The organism is Limobrevibacterium gyesilva (assembly GCF_025989185.1).
Taxonomy (GTDB): domain Bacteria; phylum Pseudomonadota; class Alphaproteobacteria; order Acetobacterales; family Acetobacteraceae; genus Limobrevibacterium; species Limobrevibacterium gyesilva.
In genome coordinates, this window is the sequence record NZ_JAPDNT010000019.1 from 41,015 (window position 1) to 59,279 (window position 18,265).

An 18,265-nucleotide genomic window follows, 5' to 3' on the forward strand; every position below is an offset into this window, starting at 1 on the left:
CGATACGGCGTGGGGCTCGCGGACTCCAGGGCCGTGCCCTTGAGCCATCGGCGGCCGCGCCTCTAGGATGCGCGCATGGGGCCGCGAATCGTCACGCTCACGCTCAATCCGGCCGTCGATGTCGCCTGCGATGCCGAGGCGGTGCGTCCTGTTCACAAGGTGCGCACATTTGCCGAGACGCATGACCCCGGCGGCGGCGGCGTGAACGTGGCCCGGGTGATCCGCGAGCTCGGCGGCGACGTGCTGGCCGTGGTGCTCACCGGCGGAGTCACCGGCCGTTTCCTGGAGGAACTGCTGGAAGAGGGGGGCGTGCCCTGCCACGTCGTGCCGATCGCCGGGCGCACGCGCATCGCGATGACCGTGCACGACCGGTCCGCGCGCCAGGAATACCGCTTCGTGCCGGAAGGCCCGGTGGCGTCGGCCGCGGAACTGGAGGCCGCGCTGGCGGCGTTGGCGGCCGAACCAGGCGGCTGGCTGGTGGCCAGCGGCAGCCTGCCGCGCGGTGCCCCCGTCGATTTCTACGCGACCGTGGCCCGCCTCGCCGCCGAACGTGGCCAGCATGTGGTGCTCGACACCTCCGGCCCGGCGCTGCAGGCGGCGCTGGGGCACGGGCTCGCGCTAATCAAGCCCAGCCTCGGTGAGTTCGAGGCGCTGGTGGGGCGCAAATTGCCGGATGCGGCCGCGCAGGATGCGGCGGCGATGGCGGTGGTACGCTCTGGCGGTGCGGCACGCGTGGCGGTGTCCCTGGGTGGCGGCGGTGCGTTGCTGGCAACGCCGGAGGGGCTATGGCGGCGCCCCGCGCTGGACGTGCCGGCCCGCAGCACGGTCGGCGCCGGCGACAGCTTCCTGGCGGCGATGACGCTTGCGCTGGCCCGCGGCAGCGATCCCGCGGATGCGCTCGCCTGGGGCATTGCCGCGGGGGCGGCGGCGGTGATGCAAACCGGAACGGCGCATCCGCGCCGCGCCGATGTCGAATCGTTGTATCAGCGGGCCTGCAACGTCTAGGCTTTCCCGCAACACCAGCGGGAGAACTGGCATGAAGCGCAGAACCCTCATGGCCGGGGCGGCGTCCCTCGGCCTCGCCGGCAGCCTGGGCCTGGCGCGGCCCGCGGTCGGGCAGGGCGCCCGTGTCTTGCGCTTCGTGCCGCAGGGCAACCTGCAGAACCCCGATCCGATCTGGACCACCACGGTCATCGCCCGCAACCATGGCTACGTCATCTGGGACACGCTGTACGGCCTGGACGCGTCGCTCACGCCCAGGCCGCAGATGCTGGCCGGACACGAGATCTCCGACGACCGCCTGACCTGGCGGCTGACACTGCGCGACGGATTGCGGTTCCACGACAACGAGCCGGTGCGGGCCACGGATTGCGTCGCCTCCATCGCCCGCTGGATGCGCCGCGACGGCTTCGGCCAGCGCCTGGCCGCGCAGATGGCTGAGATGCGGGCGCTGGACGACCGGCGGCTGGAGATCAGGCTGACCCGCCCGTTCGCGTTGCTGCCCTATGCGCTCGGCTACAACACCTGCTTCATCATGCCCGAGCGCATCGCCAGGACCGACGCGTTCCAGCAGATCCAGGAATATGTCGGCAGTGGCCCTTATCGTTTCGTGCGCGACGAATGGGTTTCGGGCTCGCGCGCCGTCTATGCGCGCTTCGACGGATACGTGCCGCGCGACGAGCCGGCGAGCTTCACATCCGGCGGCAAGCGCGCGCATTTCGACCGGGTGGAATGGGTGATCATGCCGGATTCCGCGACGGCCGCCGCGGCCCTGCAGACTGGCGAGGTGGACTGGATCGAGCAGCCGCTGGCCGACCTTCTGCCGATGCTGCGCAAATCGCCGGGCGTGGTGGTCGAAAGCGTCGATCTGCTGGGTGCGGTCGGCATCATCCGCTTCAACCATCTGCAGCCGCCCTTCGACAACGTGAAGCTGCGGCGCGCCATCCTGCCCGCGGTGGACCAGCAGGACTACATGGCGGCGGTGATGGGCGGCGAGACCGCGTTGTCGCGCACCGGCGTGGGCGTGTTCCCGATCGGCACGCCGCTGGCCAACGATGCCGGACTGGCGGCGCTGACATCCCCGCGTGACGTCGCCCTGGCGAAACGTCTGGTGGCGGAGAGCGGCTACAAGGGCGAGCGGGTGGTGCTGATGGCGCCGACCGACTTCCCCGTGGTCAACGCGATCGCGCAGGTGACGCGCTCGGTCTACGAAAGCGTCGGACTGAATGTGGAGTATGTCAGCGCCGACTGGGGCACGGTCGTCTCGCGCCGCAACAGCAAGGAGCCGGTGGAGAAGGGCGGCTGGAGCACGTTCTGCACCTATGGCGACGGGCTCAGCTATTCGAACCCGGCCAGCCACACCACTCTGTTCGGCAACGGCACCAGCGGCTGGTATGGCTGGTACACCAGTCCGCGCATGGAGGCCCTGCGCGGTGCCTGGTACGACGCGCCGGACCTGGAGACGCAGCGCCGCATTGCCCGCGACATCCAGCTTCTGGTCTGGGAGGAGGTGCCCTACATCCCCGTGGGCCAGTGGTTCCAGCCGATCGCCCGCCGCGCCAATCTCGGCGGCATCGTCAAGAGCATCCTGCCGATCTTCTGGAACGTGCAGCGGGCGTAGGCATGCTCACGGCATCAGCTGGCCGCCGTTCACCTCGATCACCTGGCCGGTGACGTAGCCGCTCAGGCTGTCGCTGGCCAGGAACAGGTAGGTGCCGGCACAATCCTCCACTGTGCCGGCGCGGCCCATCGGGATGGCGGCGACGAATTGCCGCATCATCTCGGGCGGCGTGCTCTGCGCGTGGATGCGCGTGAGGATGATTCCCGGCGAGACCGCGTTCACGCGGATGCGGTCCGGGGCCAGTTCCTTGGCCAGTGCACGCGTGAGATTGCTGACCCCGGCCTTGGCGGTGGCATAGGCACCCACCCCGACGCCGCCGCCATGGCGGGCGGAGATCGAGGTGGTGCTGACGATCGCGCCGCCTCCGGCCGCACGCAGATGCGGGATGGCCGCACGGCTCGCTTCGAACACCGAGCGCAGGTTGAGATCCATGACCGCGTCGAAGAAATCGTCCGGCATGGTCGCGAGGGGCCGGCGCTCCAGCACGTTGCCGGCGTTGTTCACCAGCAGGTCGAGCCCGCCCATTCGTGCGGCCGCTTCCGCCACCAGCGGGGCGGCGGTGCCCCGCTGGCCAAGGTCCGCCGCCAGCACGAAGGCGGTGCCGCCGGCGGCGCGGATTGCGTCCGCAACCGCCTCGGCCTCGTCCAGACTGCTGTGGCCGTGCACCACGACTTGCGCGCCCTGCGCCCCCAGCGCACGGGCGACGGCGGCGCCGATGCCGCTGCTGGCGCCCGTGACCAGGCAGCGCTTGCCGCGCAGGTCGGGGATGACGAGTTGCTCCGGCATGGCGCGCTACTGTGCCGCGATGCCGTGGTCCTTGCGCAGCACCGACCAGGCGGCGTCCAGGCCCTGGCGGAACAGGCGCAGCATTTCCTGCACCTCGTCGGCGCTGATGATCAGCGGCGGGGTGAAGGCGATGCGGTCGCCGATGGCGCGCACGACCAGCCCGGCCTCCTGGCACTTGTCCATCACCAGGTTGCCCACCTTCATTGCCGGCGCGAACGGCTCGCGCGTGCGCTTGTCGGCCATCAGTTCCACGCCGGCGATCAGGCCGACGCCGCGCGCATTGCCCACCAGCGGATGCTCCTCCAGCGCCTTCAGGCCGGCGAGGAAGCCCGGCGAGACCTGCTTCACGTGGCCGACGATGTCGCGCTCCGCGTAGATCTTCAACGTCTCCAGCGCGACCGCGCAGGCCACGGGGTGGCCGCCATAGGTGAAGCCGTGGCCGAACGTGCCCAGCTTGGCGCTCTCAGCCACCATCGCCTGATAGATCCTGTCGTTGATCATCAGCGCCGAGATCGGCTGGTAGGAGGCCGACAGCGCCTTGGCGCAGGACACCATGTCCGGCTGCAGGTTGTAGGTCTGGCTGCCCCACATGTTGCCGGTGCGCCCGAAGCCGCAGATCACTTCGTCGGCCAGGAACAGGATGTCGTATTTCCGCAGCACCGCCTGGACCTTTTCCCAGTAGGTGGCCGGCGGGGTGATGGCGCCGCCGCCGCCCTGCACCGGCTCGCCGAAGAACGCCGCCACCGTGTCGGGCCCTTCGTCGAGGATTAGGTTCTCGAGGTTCTGCGCCATCCTGGTGGCGAACTGCTCCTCGGTCTCGCCGTCATGGTGGAAGCGGTAGTAGTGCGGGTTGTCGGTGTGCTTCATCATCGGCAGCGGCAGGTCGAAATCGGTCAGCATGTGCGGCTGGCCGGAAACGCTGACCGCGGCGACGGTGTTGCCGTGATAGCCGCGCACCCGGCCGATGATCTTCTTCTTCAGCGGCTTGCCGATGGCATTGTGGTAGTACCACACGAGCTTGATCGCGGCGTCGTTCGCCTCGGACCCCGAGCACTGGAACAGCACCTTGGACATCGGCGCCGGCGCCATGCCGATCAGCCGTTCGGCCAGATCGACGCTGGGCAGGTGCCCCTTGGCGAAGAACGTGTGGTAGTACGGCAGCTGCAGCATCTGCTTGTAGGCGGCCTCGGCCAGCCGCTTCTCCGAGAAGCCGAGCGAGGCGCACCACAGGCCGGCCATCGCCTCCAGATATTTCTTGCCGCCTTCGTCATAGACATAGACGCCGTCGCCGCGCGCCATCAGCGTGCCGCCAGTCTCCCGGAACGATGCGAGGTCGGTCTGCTGGTGCACGTGATAGGCGATGTCGCGGGCATGAGCGGAATTGGCGAGCATGACACGATCCCCTGGCATGGAAACCACGATCATTTCCCGACTGGGCCGGCGCGGCAAGGCCTCTTGCCGCGGCGCCCGCTGGCGGCGAAACATGGACCTGTCTGCAGGAGGTCGCGTTGCCCAACCCCGTCCATGTCTTCGTCGCCCGGCATGTGTCGACCATGAATGCCTCCCAACCCCGGGCCACGCATGTCGCGGTGCGCGACGGACGGATCCTCGGCTATGGCGACGCGGCCGACATGGGGGCGTTCGGCCCCGCCGAGTGGGACGATCGCTTTGCCGGAAAAGTGATCCTGCCGGGCTTCGTCGAAGGCCACAGCCACACGTCCGATGCGCCGGTCACGCCGCTGGCGCCGCTGTTCACCGCCTCGTGCGCGGTGAACCGCCGCAGCGCCACCGGCCGCGTGCTGGGCGAGGCCGAGCGCATCACGGTGGCGCAGGCGCTGCACGCCGTCACCCTCGGCGCCGCCTATACCCTCCACATGGACCATCTGGTCGGCAGCATCGACGTGGGCAAGTTCGCCGATTTCGCCGTGCTGGACGAGGACCCCGCCGAGGTCGATCCGGCGGCGCTCGGCGACGTGCGCGCGCGTGCCACCGTCGTGGGCGGCCAGGTCTTCCCGTCATGACTGCGCTTCCCCTGACCGTGATCGGCGGCTTCCTCGGGGCCGGCAAGACCACGCTGGTGAACCACCTGCTGCGCACCGCCACACGCCGCTACGGCGTGCTGGTCAACGATTTCGGTGCCGTCAACATCGACGCGGAACTGATCGCGGCCCGCGACGGCGCCAGCATCGCGCTGGCCAATGGCTGCGTGTGCTGCAGCCTGGGCGAGGATCTCGGCGACGGGCTCGACATGCTGGCCGCGCGCGACCCGAAGCCCGAGCACGTCATCGTCGAGGCGAGCGGCGTGTCCGACCCCTGGCGAATCGCGCAGCTCGCCTTGATCGAGCCGGGTTTCGCACTGGAACCGCTGATCGTGATGGCCGATGCCGGCGCCATCCTGGGCCAGCTGGCCGATCGCTGGGTGGCCGACACGGTCGAGCGGCAACTGGCCTTCGCCGAGCTGGTGGTGCTGAACAAATGCGACATGGCGGCCGACCTCGCCGCCGTCGCTGCCGCGATCGCCCGCATCCGGCCGGAGGCAAGGCTGGTCCGCACCGAGCACGCGCGCCTGCCGGAATCGGCCTTGCGGTTCCAGGTTGCGGCGCGCGCCCCGGCCAACCGCCTGCAGGCGGACGCGCCGCCGCACGATTTCCCCACCTGGCACTGGCGTTGCCCGGGCCCGCTGGACCGGGAGCGGCTGCGTGCCGTGCTGGAGGCGCTGCCGCGCACGGTGCTGCGGGTGAAGGGCTTCTGCGAACTTGGCGATGCGCGCGAGCCCTATCTGCTGCAATACGCCGCCGAACGCTGGGCGTTCACGCGCTGCGACACGCCCGCCGCATCCGGCTTCGTGGTGATCGGCACGCCGGACATGCCGGATGCCGCCACGCTGGATGCGCTGTTCTCCCAGGCGCTGCCGCAGCCCGCGAGCGCCCGCTGAACGCCAGCGCCCTGTCGCCGTCGCAATGGGCATGGGCGGCGGCGGCGATCCTGTTCGCGGCAGCGCTGCGCGGGTTCACCGGCTTCGGTTTTGCCCTCGCCGCGGTGCCGCTGGCCAGCCTGGTGCTGCCGCCGCAGACCGCGGTGGTAACCACGCTGCTGCTGCAGGCGGCCATCGGCCTGCGCGATTGCGTGGCCGAGCGTTATCGCTGCGACTGGCGCGCCGTGATGCGACTGACCCTGGGCAGCATCGGCGGCACGCCGCTGGGGGTGCTGGCACTGACGGTCCTGCCGTTGCCGATGGTGCGCCTCGCTTTGGGCGCGTTGGTCGCGGTCGCAGTGGCCGTGAGCTGGCGCCCGCCCCGGCAACAGGGCCGCCCGGCCGGGCGCTGGGCGCTGCTGGCCGGATTCGGCTCGGGCGTCTGCAACGGGCTCGCGGCGATGTCCGGGCCGCCGGCGATCGTCTATTTCCTGATCTTCGAGCCGAGCCGCGCGGTGATGCGCAGCACCCTGATGGCGTATTTCCCGCTCGCGGCGCTGTTCGCCATCCCCCCGGTCGCCGTCGCGGGGTTGCTGAACTGGCAGGTGGTGATGCTGGCCGCCATGGGCCTGCCGCTGATGCTGGCGGGTGGCTGGGCCGGCGCCTGGATGTTCCATCGTGCCGGCCATCGTTCCTATCGCGCCGCCGCCACCGCCGCGTTGCTGTTCACCGCCCTGGCCAGTATCGGCAAGGGATTGGCGGGGCTGTAGCTGCGCGCCCGAATGGGACTTCCGCCGCAGCCTTGCCAGGGACATGATCGTGGTATCGTAGAAGCCGCAGGAGACACCGCATGAACGACGCGCCGCAACCAGTTCCATCGCCCGGCGCTGCCGCGCTCGGCGCCAAGGATCTGGCCGGGCTGGCCGAGCAGCTCACGCAGTTGCTGCGTCTGCGCACGCTGCCGATCGGCATGAAGCTGTTCGCCGATCTGGAGGAGATGGCCAGGGTCCCGGGCCTGCGGCGTCCGGCCGAGGGAAAGAAATTCTCCACCTGCCAGCTTGTCACCCATGCCCGCATCGCCGGCATCACGCTGGGCATCACCCACGACAACGTGCCGGGATTCTCGAATTGCGGCGGCGTGATCGGGCTGAACGAGCCCTCCGAGCTGTACCTCTCCGGCCGCAAGATGGAAGGCGTCTGGTTCGAGAACCTCGAGGCGTCGGCGGCGCATCAGGCGCAGATGCCGCGGGTTCCGGCCGGCACATATCATGGGCTGGTGGTTTCGCCGCTGCGCAGCGCGCGGCTGGACCCGCCGGATATCTGCCTGTTCTACGCCAATCCCGCGCAGATGATCCTGTTCATCAACGGGCTGCAGTACAAGACCTATCGCCGCTACGATTTCAGCATCACCGGCGAAAGCGCCTGTGCCGACAGCTGGGGCCGCGCGCTGAAGACGCAGGAGGTCTGCCTGTCCATTCCCTGCTTCGCCGAGCGACGCTACGGCGGCGTCGCCGACGACGAGATGCTCATGGCGCTGCCGCCGGCCGAGTTGGCGCGCGCCGTCGAGGGGCTTCAGGGCCTGTCCAAGTCGGGCCTGCGCTATCCCATCATGCCCTATGGCCCGCAGGCGGACCCGGCCGACGGCATGGCACGGAGCTACGCCGGCAAAAGCTGAGACGGCAGGGTGCGGAGGGCGAGAGCGGCCATGGACATCCGGCATATCGGACCATGCAACGGCGAATTCGCGTTCGTCGGCGAAGTCGGCGGCATCGACCTGCGCACCCCGCTCGCGCCCGACACGGCCGCGGCGATCGAGGCGGGGATGGACCGCTACGCCATCCTGGTCTTCCACGACCAGCACGTCACAGACGCGCAGCAGGTGGCATTCAGCCTGAATTTCGGCGCGCTGGAGCCGTCGCTCGCCAACGTCACCAAGCCGCAGGACCGGCGGCTGGAACTGAACATCGCCGACATCTCCAACCTCGACAAAAACAACAGGCTGCTGGGGCGTGACGACAAGCGGCGCATGTTCAACCTGGGCAACATGCTCTGGCACTCCGACAGCTCGTTCAAGGCGACGCCGGCGAAGTATTCGCTGCTGTCCGCCCGCGCGGTGCCGGCCAAAGGCGGCGAGACGCAGTTCGCCGACATGCGCGCGGCCTATGCCGCGTTCCCCGACGACATCAAGGCGCAGATCGAGGACCTGATCACCGAACATTCGCTGCTGTATTCGCGCAGCCTGCTCGGCTTCGCCGCGTTCGACGACGAGGAGCGCCGCGCCTTCGCCCCGGTGCTGCAGCGCCTGGTGCGCCGCCATCCCGTCACCGGCCGGAGGTCCGCCTTCCTGTCGTCGCATATCGGCACCATCGTCGGCTGGCCGGTGCCGGAAGCGCGCGCGCTGATCCGCGACCTCGTGGAGATGGCCACGCAGCCCCAGTTCGTGCACACGCATCACTGGCGCGCCGGCGACCTGGTGATGTGGGACAACCGCGTGACCATGCACCGCGCGCGCCGCTACAACGACACCGGCGAGGTGCGGGACATGCGCCGCACCACCGTCGAAGGCACGCCCACGGTGGTGCCGCAAGCGGCGTAGTGCGGCCTCAGCCGAACCGATCCTTCCAGGACGCCAGCGCGCCGGCATAGGGCAGCGCCGTCGCCTCGTAGACGCCACGGGCGATGGCGCGCGCCATGACCAGCGTGGCGGTATGGCCAATCTCCGTGAGGTCGTGGTCGGGATCGGCGAGCGGCCGCCGCCCGGTGGCCGCGGCGAACATGGTGTCGCCGTCCATTGGCGCGTGCGCGGGCAGGATGGCGCGGGCCAGACCGTCATTGGCCATGATCGCCAACCGCTTGGCCTGGGCCTTGGTCAGCACGGCATCGGTCGCAACCAGGCAGATCGTCGTCGCCGGCACGGGCGCACCCTTCACCCGCATCGCCAGATCCGCTGGCGGAATGGCGGCGGGCCAGCCGCGCCCGCCGAACTCGCCATCGACCTCATAGGGCGCCGACCAGAAATGCGCGCTGTCGCCGATGGTGGGCGCGCCGAGCGCATTCACCGCGGTGATGGCGGCCACGATATGCCCGGTGCGCGCCACGGCGCTGGCCGATCCGAGCCCGCCTTTCACGGTTGCGGTCGTCGCACCCGTGCCGGCGCCCACCGTGCCCAGGGCGAACGCGCCATGGCCGGCCGCGCCCGTGGCCTCGTAGCCGAGGTCGCGATACGGCGAGAACGTGCCCCAGTCCTTGTTCCCGCCATTGAGCAGGTCGAAGATGATCGCCTGCGGCACGATCGGCACGCGCATGCCGCGGATGTCGAGGCCGCGCCCCTGCGCGCGCAAGGCCGCCTGGACGCCGCCCGCCGCATCCAGGCCGAACACCGATCCGCCCGACAGCACGATCGCGTCGACGCGTTGCACGGACATCTCCGGCTCCAGCAGCGTGGTGTCGCGGCTGCCGGGCGCGCCGCCGAGCGTGACGGCGGAGGCCGTCGCCGGTTCGTCGAACACGATGGCGGTGACGCCGGAGCCCAGCGCCAGATCGGTGGCGTGCCCGACGGCGATGCCGGGAATGTCGGTCAGAAGGTTGCGCATCACGTGCTGTGTCTCCGTCTCGCTGGCGTGATGGTAGAGGGCCCGCGGCCGGCCTGCAAAGCGGCGGGGCGCGGGCAGAATGCGACCGGCCAGCCACAAACACGCGAGGCCGCGCCCACCATGCGCGCGGTGATTGATGGATGCGCGTCCGCCTCGGCATACTGGAAATTTCCACGACGTGGACAGGGGGATTGTGACATGGGTTCCCGTTCCGTACGCGACGTGATCCAGAACCAGACCGTCCTGACCCTGAAGCCCGGCACGTCCGTTCGCGTGGCGGCCCGGGCGATGGCGCGCTACAAGGTCGGCTCGGTCATGGTGGTCGAGGGCAAGCACCTGGTCGGCATCTTCACCGAACGCGATGCGCTGTTCCGCGTGCTGGCGGCAAGTCTCGACCCGGAGGCCACCACACTGGCCGCCGTCATGACGCACGACGTGACCACCATCGCCGCCGACCGCCTGGTGGTGCACGCGCTGCATCTGATGAACGACAACGGCTTCCGCCACGTCCCCGTGGTCGAAGACGGCGTGCCGATCGGCATGATCTCGATCCGCGACGCCCTCGGCACCGAGCTTGTCGCCTTCGAGCGGGAGGTGCGGCTGAAGCAGGACCTGACCGAAGGCATCCGCTGACCGACGCCTCTCGGGCGAGACCGGCGGCGGGTTTGCGGCCTACGCCAGCGCCAGCATCAGGACTCCCGCCGTGATCAGCCCGATGGCGCCGAGATGCATCACCGTCAGCGGCTCTTGGAAGGCGTAGTGCCCGATGAGCGCGGCCGCGACATACGACACGGCGGTGAACGGCAGTGCCACCGACATCGGGATGCGCCGCAGCGCGACGATGTAGAGCATGGCCGCGCCGCCGTACAGCGCCAGCCCCAGTATGGTGCGCCAGTCCAGCAATTGCGCGATGAAGTCAGGGGCGGCGCTGCCGGCCTTCAGCAGGGTCTGGCCGGCCATGCTCGTCGCGATGGCCGCCGCCAGCACGGCCCAGAAGGCGGTCATGCGGCTTCGGTCTGCCGCGGCGCCGCGGCCTCGCTGCGCTCCACCAGCCGCACCGTGCCCTGCGGCTTGCCGTTGGCCGACAGGAAGGTGCGGCCGATATATTCGCCCATCACGCCCAGGATCATCGACTGCACGCCGGCCACCAGCAAAATCACCGTCATGGTCGAGGCCCAGCCGGACGGGGTGTCATGGCTGAACAGCGCCTCGAAGATGGTGGCGGCGGCGCCGATCGTGCCAAGCAACGCCATCGCGGCGCCCGCCAGCATGGCCAGCCGCAGCGGCGCCAGCGAGAAGCTGGTGGCGAGGTTCAGCCAGAGCCGGATCAGCCGGACCAGCGTGTAGTTCGACCGCCCCTCGGCACGCGGCAGGTGGCGCACCTGGATGCTGTCGATGCGTTGCGTCACCTGCATGATCAGCCCGTCGACATACGGGTAGGGGCCGCGGTAGCGGGTGACGCTGCGCACCACCAGGGCCGACATGCAGCGGAACGACGAGAGGTACAGCCCGCGCGGCTTGTCCAGCAGCCAGTCGGCCACGCGGTTGGCGAAGCGGCTGCCCAGGTTGCGCCAGGCCGCATGCTTCTTCTCGGCGTAGCGGGTGTAGACCACGTCCCAGCCGCCCAGCCGGGCATGGTCGTACAGCCGCGTCACCTCCTCCGGCGGGTTCTGCAGGTCGTCGTCCATGGTGATGACGTATGACCCCCGTGCATGCCGCAGGCCGGTCATCACCGCGTTATGCTCGCCGTAGTTGCGGGCATGCTCGATGTAGACGACAGGGATCGACGCGGTGCGCACGATGGCGTGGCACACCTCGGCCGAATTGTCCGGGCTGCCGTCGTTGACGAGGATCACCTCCAGCCCGCCTTCGGGGGAGAGCCGGGACAGCGCTTCCACCAGCAGGCCGACCGTGGCGGCGCCACGATAGACCGGCACGACGATGGACAGCCCGAGGGGCGGCTGGCCGGTCGGGGCGGCCCCGATCACGGTGGCGAGGGGCGGCGTGGGTGGCATGGAACGGTCGTCCTCGATCATGGTCTGGCAGCGATGGCGAGCACCGACCCGCCGGCCGGCATGGGGAAGGGCAGTCGCCGCTCAAGCGCGGTGATGCCGTGAAATGTGGCATCCAGCCATGGCGGAAAAGGGGCGACGTCGGAGGCCGCGTCGGCGCCGCGCGCCAGCAGCTTGCGCTGCGCCACCATCAACGGCAGCAGCAGCGCGTTCCAGTAGCGGGTACGGATGCGGGTGAAGCCGGCCGCTTCCAGGGCCGCGCGGAGCTGGCCGGCGCTGTGGCGGCGGACATTGTGCACGCGCCGGTCATGCGCCGACAGCAGCCAGGTGAAGGCCGGCATGTTCACCACCAGCCGCCCGCCGGGGCGCAGCACGCGATGCAGCTCCGCCAATGCGGCCTGCGGGTCCACGGCCGCGTGGCACAGCACGTCGGCGGTCACGGCGGCATCGAAGCAGCCGCCGGCGAAGGGCAGGGCATTGACGCTGCCGCGCGCCACCGGGGCGCCGGATTTCTGCGCCGCGCGGACCGCCGCCAGCGCTGACCATTCCAGCCCGAAAAGCTCCAGGCCGGGCGCGCGCCGGTGCAGTGCCGCCAGAAGCCCGCCGGTGCCGCAGCCGGCATCCAGCACCCGCCCGGTGATGCCCGCCAGCGAGTCGGCCAGGCGCGCATGCAGGGCGCGATACCACCACATCCGCTGCTCGGCCTGGTCCATCAGGGCGTATTCTGCCGGCTCCATGGGCGATGTTTGACACGATTTTCCGTGCCGGCCGCAATGCCGGTGCTGTGCCGTCTTGCGCCATGGCGATGTGCGCGGCACAGAATGGGCGGAATGCGAACCAATCCACATGCGACCGACGCCGCGTCGCACGCCATGCCCGGCCTGCTGCGGCAACGGCTGCGCCTGGCTGTCTGGGCGACCGGCCGCCTGCTGCCGGCGCTGCTGCCGCCGCTGCTGTTCATCCCCTTCGTGCTGGCGCCGCCGCTGAACCACGACGTAGCGGCGGTGCTGAGCTTCAGCGAGCGTTGGTTCGCCGGCGAGCGCATGTATGTCGACCTGATCGACGTCAACCCGCCGCTGATCTACGTGCTGAACCTGATCCCCGCGGCGCTGGAGGCGGCCACTGGCCTGGATGGCGTGCGGTGCCTGCAGCTTTGCGTCGTGGCGCTCGGCCTGCTTGCCTGGGGGCTGGCCCTGCGGGTCCGCGTCCGTGCTTCCGAAGGCCTGGCGGAGCGCGCGTTCCTGGACGTGCTGCCGGGCCTGTTCCTGTTCGGCGCCGGCTACGATTTCGGCCAGCGCGAGCATCTGATGGCGGTGGCGGCGCTGCCATATGTGCTGGCCGCGGCCGCGCGCCAGCGGGGCCGGCGGCCCCGGCTGGATGTGGCGGTGGCCGCGCTGGCCGCGGTGGGGTTCGCGCTGAAGCCGCATTTCCTGGCCGTGCCCGCCCTGATCGAGCTGGCCGTGCTGGCCGGCCGCGGTCTGGCCGGCCGGCGCCATGCCGTGCGCGCCGTCCTGCACGACCCCGTGCCCTGGACGATGGCCGTGGTGTGGGCGGCCTATCTGCTGTCGCTGCCGCTGCTGTTCCCGGACTACCTGAACGTGGTCGTGCCGCTGGTCTGGGACTACTACCTCGACCTCGGCGAGACCACGATGTGGAGTGTGCTGCTGAAGCCGCGCATGGCCACGGTGGTGTGCCTGCTGGCGCCGATGGTCTGGATCACCGTGCGGTTCAGGCTGCAGGCCGAACAGGGCCTGCCGCGGATGCTCTGCCTGGCGGCCCTGGGGGCGCTCGCCTCTGCCGTCGCGCAGCACAAGGGCTGGTCGTACCACATCGTGCCGATCGAGCTGTTCACCTGCGCCCTCGGCGCCGTGCTGACGGCGCGGTGGCTGGACGGGCTGCGTGTGGTCTCCGACCGCATGCGCGCGGCCCGCATCGCCGCCGTGCTGGGCGGCCTGTTCCAGCTCTACGCCATCTCCAACGGCGAGCTGCCGTGGAACCAGCTGACCTATGCGCAGAGCGACGTCGCCGGCCTGACCCGGCTGCTGCAGCAGGAGGCGGAGGGCGAGCGGGTGCTGGTCCTGTCGCCCGGCATCTCGCCCGTGTTTCCGGCGCTGAACTACGCGCATGCGCGGCTGACCTTGCGCACCATGAACATGTGGCTGCTCGAAGGCGCCTATCGCGAATGCCTGCCGGACGGCCGGCGCTACCGCGAAGTGTGGGAGATGGGGCGGCCGGAATTCTTCGTCTATCGCACCGTCGCCGAGGATTTCGCCCGCGCGCCCCCTGCCGTGGTGGTGGTGGACACGTCGCCCGGCATTCCCTGGTGCGGCGAGGAGTTCGACTTCATCGCCTATTTCACCCGCCACCAACTGTTCGCGCAGGTCTGGTCGCACTACCAGCAGGCTGCGCAATGGGGGCGCTATCGCGTGTTCACGCGCAAGGACGAGTAATGCCGACCGGCTATCTGCTTCGCGCGGCAGCGGCGCCGCGCGCCTTGAGCGACACCGGGGCGGACACGGTGCGCGGCATCATCCTGGTCTGCCTGTGCTTCCTGATCATGACCACCGGCGACGTCGCCGCGAAATGGGCGCTGCCGGTGGCCGGACTGACCGGGGCCATGATCGGCCGCGGCCTGTTTGGCGGGGCCACCGTGCTGGGCCTGGCAGTGCTGCGCGGCGGCGAGGGCTGGCGCCGCGTGCTGCCGGTGCGCTGGCGGCTGGTGCTGCTGCGCAGCCTGCTGCACAGCGCGGTGTCGCTCACCTGGTATGTCGCCTGGGAGACGATGACCCTGGCCGATACCTACGCCGTTGGCTTCTCCGCGCCGCTGCTGATGACGCTGCTCGCCATTCCCATGCTGGGCGAGCGCATCCGCTGGCGGCGGGCGTTGTCCACGGTGGTCGGTTTCGGCGGGGTGCTGATCATGGTCCGCCCGGGCGGAGGGCTGTGGACGCCCACCGTGCTGGTGCTGCTGCTGGGCATCTGCGGCCTCGCGGTGTCGCGCAACCTCACGCGGCTGCTGTCCACGACCGAGACGCCGGAATGCCTGTCGTTCTTCCTGCTGGCGACGCACCTGCCGGTGGGGCTGCTGCTGCTGACGGTCCTGCCTGCGCCGGGCTTCGCCTGGGATGCGCTGATCGCGCTTGCGGTGCTGGGCCTGTCCAATGGGGTTGCGCACTGGCTGAATTCCCAGGCCTTCGCCCTGGCGCCGGTCTCGGCGCTGGCGCCCTATGAGTACACGCCGCTGCTGTGGGGCGGCATGCTTGGCTACCTGGTGTTCGGCGAGGTGCCGCATACATCCTCGCTGATCGGGGCCGCCGTGGTCGCGGCGGCGGGGCTCTACAACCTGCACCGCGAGCAGGCGCGCCGGCGCGCCGAGCGGGTCGGCAGAACCGAGGAAACGACATGGCCTTCCTGACCGAACCCGAGCCCGCCCGCGGCGTCGTCATCCCCGTCATTCCCGGGATCGGCCGCATCGTCGCCGCCAATCCCGGCCCGATGACCTATCACGGCACCAACACCTACCTGATCGACGGACCGGACGGGACCACGGTGCTCGACCCCGGCCCGGCCGACCCGGCGCATGTGCAGCACATCCTGGCCGCGACCGGCGGCAAGGTGGTGCGCATCCTGCTGAGCCACACCCATCGCGACCATGTCGGCGCCCTGGCGGCGCTGCAGGCGGCGACGGGCGCGCGCAGCCATGCCTTCCACCGCAGCGCCGCGCCTGGATTCGCCCCGGACGTCCCGCTGCGGGACGGCGACGAGGTCGCGGGCTGGACCGCGCTGCATACCCCAGGGCATGCCGCCGACCATCTGTGCTTCGCCCGGGCCGACGGTGTGGTGTTCACCGCCGACCACATCATGTCCTGGTCCAGCAGCATCGTCTCGCCGCCCGACGGCGACATGTCCGCCTATTTCGCCAGCCTGCGCCGCATGCTCGCCCGCGACGACCGCCTCTATCTCTCCGGTCACGGCCCGCCGCGGCGCGATACCCGCGCCTACGCGCAACACCTGCTGGACCACCGCCTGCAGCGCGAGGGCGCCATCGTCACGGCGCTTGCGGAAGCGCCACAGGACACGCTGGCGCTGGTGGATCGGCTGTATGCGCCGGTGAATCCGCGCCTGCGCGGGGCGGCCGAGCGCAACGTGCTCGCGCATCTCCTGAAGTTGCGCGACGAGGGCCGCGCGCTGCAGGACGGGACGGTCTGGCGGGCGGCCTGAACAGCAGTTTCTATTCCGTCGCCCAGGCGCGATTGAAAAGCACCGCCACTTCGGTCTGTGCCCGCCGCTCGTCCTCGCTCATCACCATCCACAACAGCAGCCGCTCCAGCACCCGCCGCTGCGCGGTGGCAAGGTCCACGGCCAACGCCGCCTCGATGCCCCACCAGCGCAGGTCCTCGAGCTCGCCCGAGCCCGCCAGCGTGCCGCCGATATGGCCGGCATCGACCACCAGGAAGCGCGCGTCGAACCGTACCGGAGACGCCTCCGGCGTCACCGCGCGGCACAGATAGTCCAACCCGTGCAGGACGGGCGGGCTGCCGAGCGAGAGGCCCGTCTCCTCCTCCAGTTCACGCGCCGCGGCGATGGGGATGGCGCGTGCCAGGCTGGGGTCGGCGGACCGCTCCAGGCGACGCAGCACGTCCGGGCGGGGCGGGGTGGCCAGCGTCGCGGTGTGGTCCGCGGCGTCCACGGCACCGCCGGGGAAGACCAGCCGGTTCGGCATGAATTTGTGGCCGGCGCCGCGCACGCCCATCAGCACCTCCGGTCCCGTTGCTTTCCCCGGACCGCGGCGCAGCACCAGCAGGCTGGCGGCGGGGCGGGGGGTCACAGGCTTGGCGGGCGCGTCGGTCATGGGGCTCTCCTTCGGATGCAACCTTGCCGTCGCCGGCCTGCTGCGCAAGCTTCGACCCAGCCAAATCAAGGGGAGCACACATGCCGGCAGCGCTTGAGACTCATCGCACGCAGATCGAGGCGATCCTGCTGGCCTGGGGCATGGCCGCCGCCAATGCGGCGGAAACCGCGGAAATCCTGGCCTGGGCCGACCTGCACGGCATCGACAGCCACGGCATGTCCATGCTGACCGGCTACGATTCCTGGCGTCGCCAGGGCAAGCTGAACCTCGCCTGCGCGCCGCGGATCGTGCGCGAGTCGCCGGTTTCCGCCCTGGTGGACGGGGATGCCGGGCTGGGCCATGTGCCGGCGGCGTTCGCCATGCGGCTCGCGGTCGCCAAGGCGAAGCAGGTGGGGCTGGCGGCGGTGGCGGTGCGCAACAGTGCGCATTTCGGCGCCTGTGGCTACTATTCCATGCTGGCGGTCGATGCCGGGCTGATCGGCATCACCACCACCACGGCGAGCGGCGTACGCGTCGCCCCCACCGGCGGGGCGGAGGCAAAGCTGGGCACCGATCCCTGGTGCTTCGGCGCCCCGGGCGAGGCGGGCCGGCCGTTCCTGCTGGACATGGCGACCACCACGGTGGCTTTCGGCCGGGTCCGCAACAAGGCCAACGAGGACCTGCCGGCGCCGCCCGGCTGGGTGCTGACCCCGGACGGCCAGCCCAGCACCGACCCGCTCGACGTGGTGCAGCGCCCGGGATTCCTCACCTCGCTTGGCGGCACGCGGGAGAATTCCAGCTACAAAGGCTATGGCCTCGCGATGATGGTGGACATCCTGGCCGGCGCCCTGTCCGGCGTCACCTTCCCCAGCGACCCCGGGCACGCCAAGGCGGAGGGCGGGGTGAATCTCGGCCATTTCTTCCTCGCCATGGACCCTGGCCTGTTCCGCGACCCCGCCGAGTTCCGTACCGACGTGGCCCGGTTCTGCGGCCAGATGCGCGCGACCACGCCGGCCGACCCCGCGACGCCCGTGCTGGTGGCCGGCGACCCCGAACGGGCAACGGCGGCGCGGCGGCGCGCCGAGGGGATTCCCGTCGGCCCCGGCTTGCTGGCGCAGATCCGAACCATCGCCGAGGCCAGCGGCGCGCCGTGGCTGCTGGGCTGAGGAGCCTCAGCACCGCCGGAGCGGACGACCGTTCCGTCAGTATGGCTTCCGGGCGTGCGCGCACAGGCAGTCTGGTCGATTCGAATGCGGATGTATGCCGCATGACGGCCAAGCCGGGTCATTGCGTGTGCATGGTGGCGACAATTCGTTAACAATCCGGCATTAAACCGTCACCTGCCACGGTTCGACGCCGCTGCGTGCTGGATCTTTCGCCACACCGGGGTATGTGCGGAATCGCAAGGGTTGTCAGCGGGCGATCCCGGGGCGATGCTGGCGGCACGACGACAGAAGGTCGGTCGCCGGATCGTGCGCGGCAGAGCACCGCCGTTGCGCGGATCCCCGA

Annotated in this window: 19 protein-coding genes; 12 read left to right on the forward strand and 7 right to left on the reverse strand. The window is 70.3% G+C overall.

Translation table 11 applies throughout. The features are described 5' to 3' along the window. The first annotated feature begins 75 nt into the window (after window positions 1–75). Window positions 76–1,005: a 1-phosphofructokinase family hexose kinase gene (locus OL599_RS17885; RefSeq protein WP_264715223.1), complete on the forward strand. Its 930-nt coding sequence runs from the start codon at window positions 76–78 to the stop codon at window positions 1,003–1,005. A 31-nt stretch (window positions 1,006–1,036) separates the two neighbouring features. Beyond that, on the forward strand, window positions 1,037–2,620 hold the full coding sequence (locus tag OL599_RS17890; protein WP_264715224.1) for an ABC transporter substrate-binding protein: 1,584 nt from the start codon (window positions 1,037–1,039) through the stop codon (window positions 2,618–2,620). A 6-nt stretch (window positions 2,621–2,626) separates the two neighbouring features. Here the strand turns inward: OL599_RS17890 and OL599_RS17895 are convergent, their stop codons facing one another. Both OL599_RS17895 and OL599_RS17900 read right to left on the reverse strand, forming a co-directional pair. Further along, window positions 2,627–3,406, reverse strand: coding sequence for an SDR family NAD(P)-dependent oxidoreductase (locus OL599_RS17895; RefSeq protein ID WP_264715225.1), 780 nt, complete (start codon window positions 3,404–3,406; stop codon window positions 2,627–2,629). A gap of 6 nt (window positions 3,407–3,412) precedes the next feature. Further along, window positions 3,413–4,798 (reverse strand): aspartate aminotransferase family protein, encoded by a 1,386-nt coding sequence (locus tag OL599_RS17900; RefSeq protein WP_264715226.1) that lies wholly within the window; start codon window positions 4,796–4,798, stop codon window positions 3,413–3,415. A 116-nt stretch (window positions 4,799–4,914) separates the two neighbouring features. On the opposite strand from OL599_RS17900, the gene OL599_RS17905 reads away from it, so the two are divergent. The 5 genes from OL599_RS17905 to OL599_RS17925 all read left to right on the forward strand — a co-directional run bounded on the left by OL599_RS17905 (window position 4,915) and on the right by OL599_RS17925 (window position 8,916). Then, window positions 4,915–5,427: an amidohydrolase family protein gene (locus OL599_RS17905; RefSeq protein WP_264715227.1), complete on the forward strand. Its 513-nt coding sequence runs from the start codon at window positions 4,915–4,917 to the stop codon at window positions 5,425–5,427. After that, window positions 5,424–6,341 carry a CobW family GTP-binding protein gene (locus tag OL599_RS17910; RefSeq protein ID WP_264715228.1) on the forward strand — a complete coding sequence of 306 codons (918 nt, stop codon included), beginning with the start codon at window positions 5,424–5,426 and terminating at the stop codon, window positions 6,339–6,341. The genes OL599_RS17905 and OL599_RS17910 overlap by 4 nt, the downstream gene beginning before the upstream one ends. A gap of 50 nt (window positions 6,342–6,391) precedes the next feature. Next, complete coding sequence (locus tag OL599_RS17915; RefSeq protein WP_264715267.1) at window positions 6,392–7,090, forward strand: sulfite exporter TauE/SafE family protein; 699 nt, start codon at window positions 6,392–6,394, stop codon at window positions 7,088–7,090. Between the two features lie 80 nt (window positions 7,091–7,170). Beyond that, on the forward strand, window positions 7,171–7,995 hold the full coding sequence (locus OL599_RS17920; RefSeq protein ID WP_264715229.1) for a DUF169 domain-containing protein: 825 nt from the start codon (window positions 7,171–7,173) through the stop codon (window positions 7,993–7,995). A gap of 30 nt (window positions 7,996–8,025) precedes the next feature. Then, window positions 8,026–8,916: a TauD/TfdA dioxygenase family protein gene (locus OL599_RS17925; RefSeq protein ID WP_264715230.1), complete on the forward strand. Its 891-nt coding sequence runs from the start codon at window positions 8,026–8,028 to the stop codon at window positions 8,914–8,916. A gap of 7 nt (window positions 8,917–8,923) precedes the next feature. Here OL599_RS17925 and OL599_RS17930 read toward each other — a convergent pair whose 3' ends face one another. After that, the gene (locus OL599_RS17930; RefSeq protein WP_264715268.1) at window positions 8,924–9,913 is read right to left on the reverse strand and encodes a P1 family peptidase; all 990 of its coding nucleotides are present in this window, start codon (window positions 9,911–9,913) and stop codon (window positions 8,924–8,926) included. A 198-nt stretch (window positions 9,914–10,111) separates the two neighbouring features. Here OL599_RS17930 and OL599_RS17935 point away from each other — a divergent pair, with 198 nt between their 5' ends. Continuing rightward, the gene (locus OL599_RS17935) at window positions 10,112–10,546 is read left to right on the forward strand and encodes a CBS domain-containing protein (protein WP_264715231.1); all 435 of its coding nucleotides are present in this window, start codon (window positions 10,112–10,114) and stop codon (window positions 10,544–10,546) included. A gap of 39 nt (window positions 10,547–10,585) precedes the next feature. Here the strand turns inward: OL599_RS17935 and OL599_RS17940 are convergent, their stop codons facing one another. Genes OL599_RS17940 through OL599_RS17950 form a run of 3 tightly spaced genes read right to left on the reverse strand, consistent with a single transcriptional unit; the run spans window position 10,586 to window position 12,662 of the window. Beyond that, window positions 10,586–10,918, reverse strand: coding sequence for a DMT family transporter (locus tag OL599_RS17940; protein WP_264715232.1), 333 nt, complete (start codon window positions 10,916–10,918; stop codon window positions 10,586–10,588). Further along, complete coding sequence (locus OL599_RS17945) at window positions 10,915–11,949, reverse strand: glycosyltransferase family 2 protein (protein WP_264715233.1); 1,035 nt, start codon at window positions 11,947–11,949, stop codon at window positions 10,915–10,917. The genes OL599_RS17940 and OL599_RS17945 overlap by 4 nt, the downstream gene beginning before the upstream one ends. Next, the gene (locus OL599_RS17950; protein WP_264715234.1) at window positions 11,946–12,662 is read right to left on the reverse strand and encodes a class I SAM-dependent methyltransferase; all 717 of its coding nucleotides are present in this window, start codon (window positions 12,660–12,662) and stop codon (window positions 11,946–11,948) included. Before OL599_RS17950 ends, OL599_RS17945 begins: the two co-directional genes overlap by 4 nt. A 93-nt stretch (window positions 12,663–12,755) precedes the next feature. On the opposite strand from OL599_RS17950, the gene OL599_RS17955 reads away from it, so the two are divergent. The 3 genes from OL599_RS17955 to OL599_RS17965 are packed head-to-tail and all read left to right on the forward strand — an operon-like array spanning window position 12,756 to window position 16,146. Next, window positions 12,756–14,375, forward strand: coding sequence for a hypothetical protein (locus OL599_RS17955; protein ID WP_264715235.1), 1,620 nt, complete (start codon window positions 12,756–12,758; stop codon window positions 14,373–14,375). Beyond that, window positions 14,375–15,340, forward strand: a complete 966-nt coding sequence (locus OL599_RS17960) for a DMT family transporter (protein WP_264715236.1) — start codon at window positions 14,375–14,377, stop codon at window positions 15,338–15,340. Before OL599_RS17955 ends, OL599_RS17960 begins: the two co-directional genes overlap by 1 nt. Beyond that, entirely contained in the window at window positions 15,328–16,146 is an 819-nt protein-coding gene (locus tag OL599_RS17965; protein ID WP_264715238.1) for an MBL fold metallo-hydrolase, read from the forward strand. Before OL599_RS17960 ends, OL599_RS17965 begins: the two co-directional genes overlap by 13 nt. Before the next feature lie 10 nt (window positions 16,147–16,156). Here the strand turns inward: OL599_RS17965 and OL599_RS17970 are convergent, their stop codons facing one another. Continuing rightward, window positions 16,157–16,777: an NUDIX hydrolase gene (locus tag OL599_RS17970; protein ID WP_264715239.1), complete on the reverse strand. Its 621-nt coding sequence runs from the start codon at window positions 16,775–16,777 to the stop codon at window positions 16,157–16,159. An 80-nt stretch (window positions 16,778–16,857) separates the two neighbouring features. Between OL599_RS17970 and OL599_RS17975 the strand changes: the two genes are divergently transcribed. Further along, complete coding sequence (locus OL599_RS17975; protein ID WP_264715240.1) at window positions 16,858–17,922, forward strand: Ldh family oxidoreductase; 1,065 nt, start codon at window positions 16,858–16,860, stop codon at window positions 17,920–17,922. Window positions 17,923–18,265 lie beyond the last annotated feature (343 nt).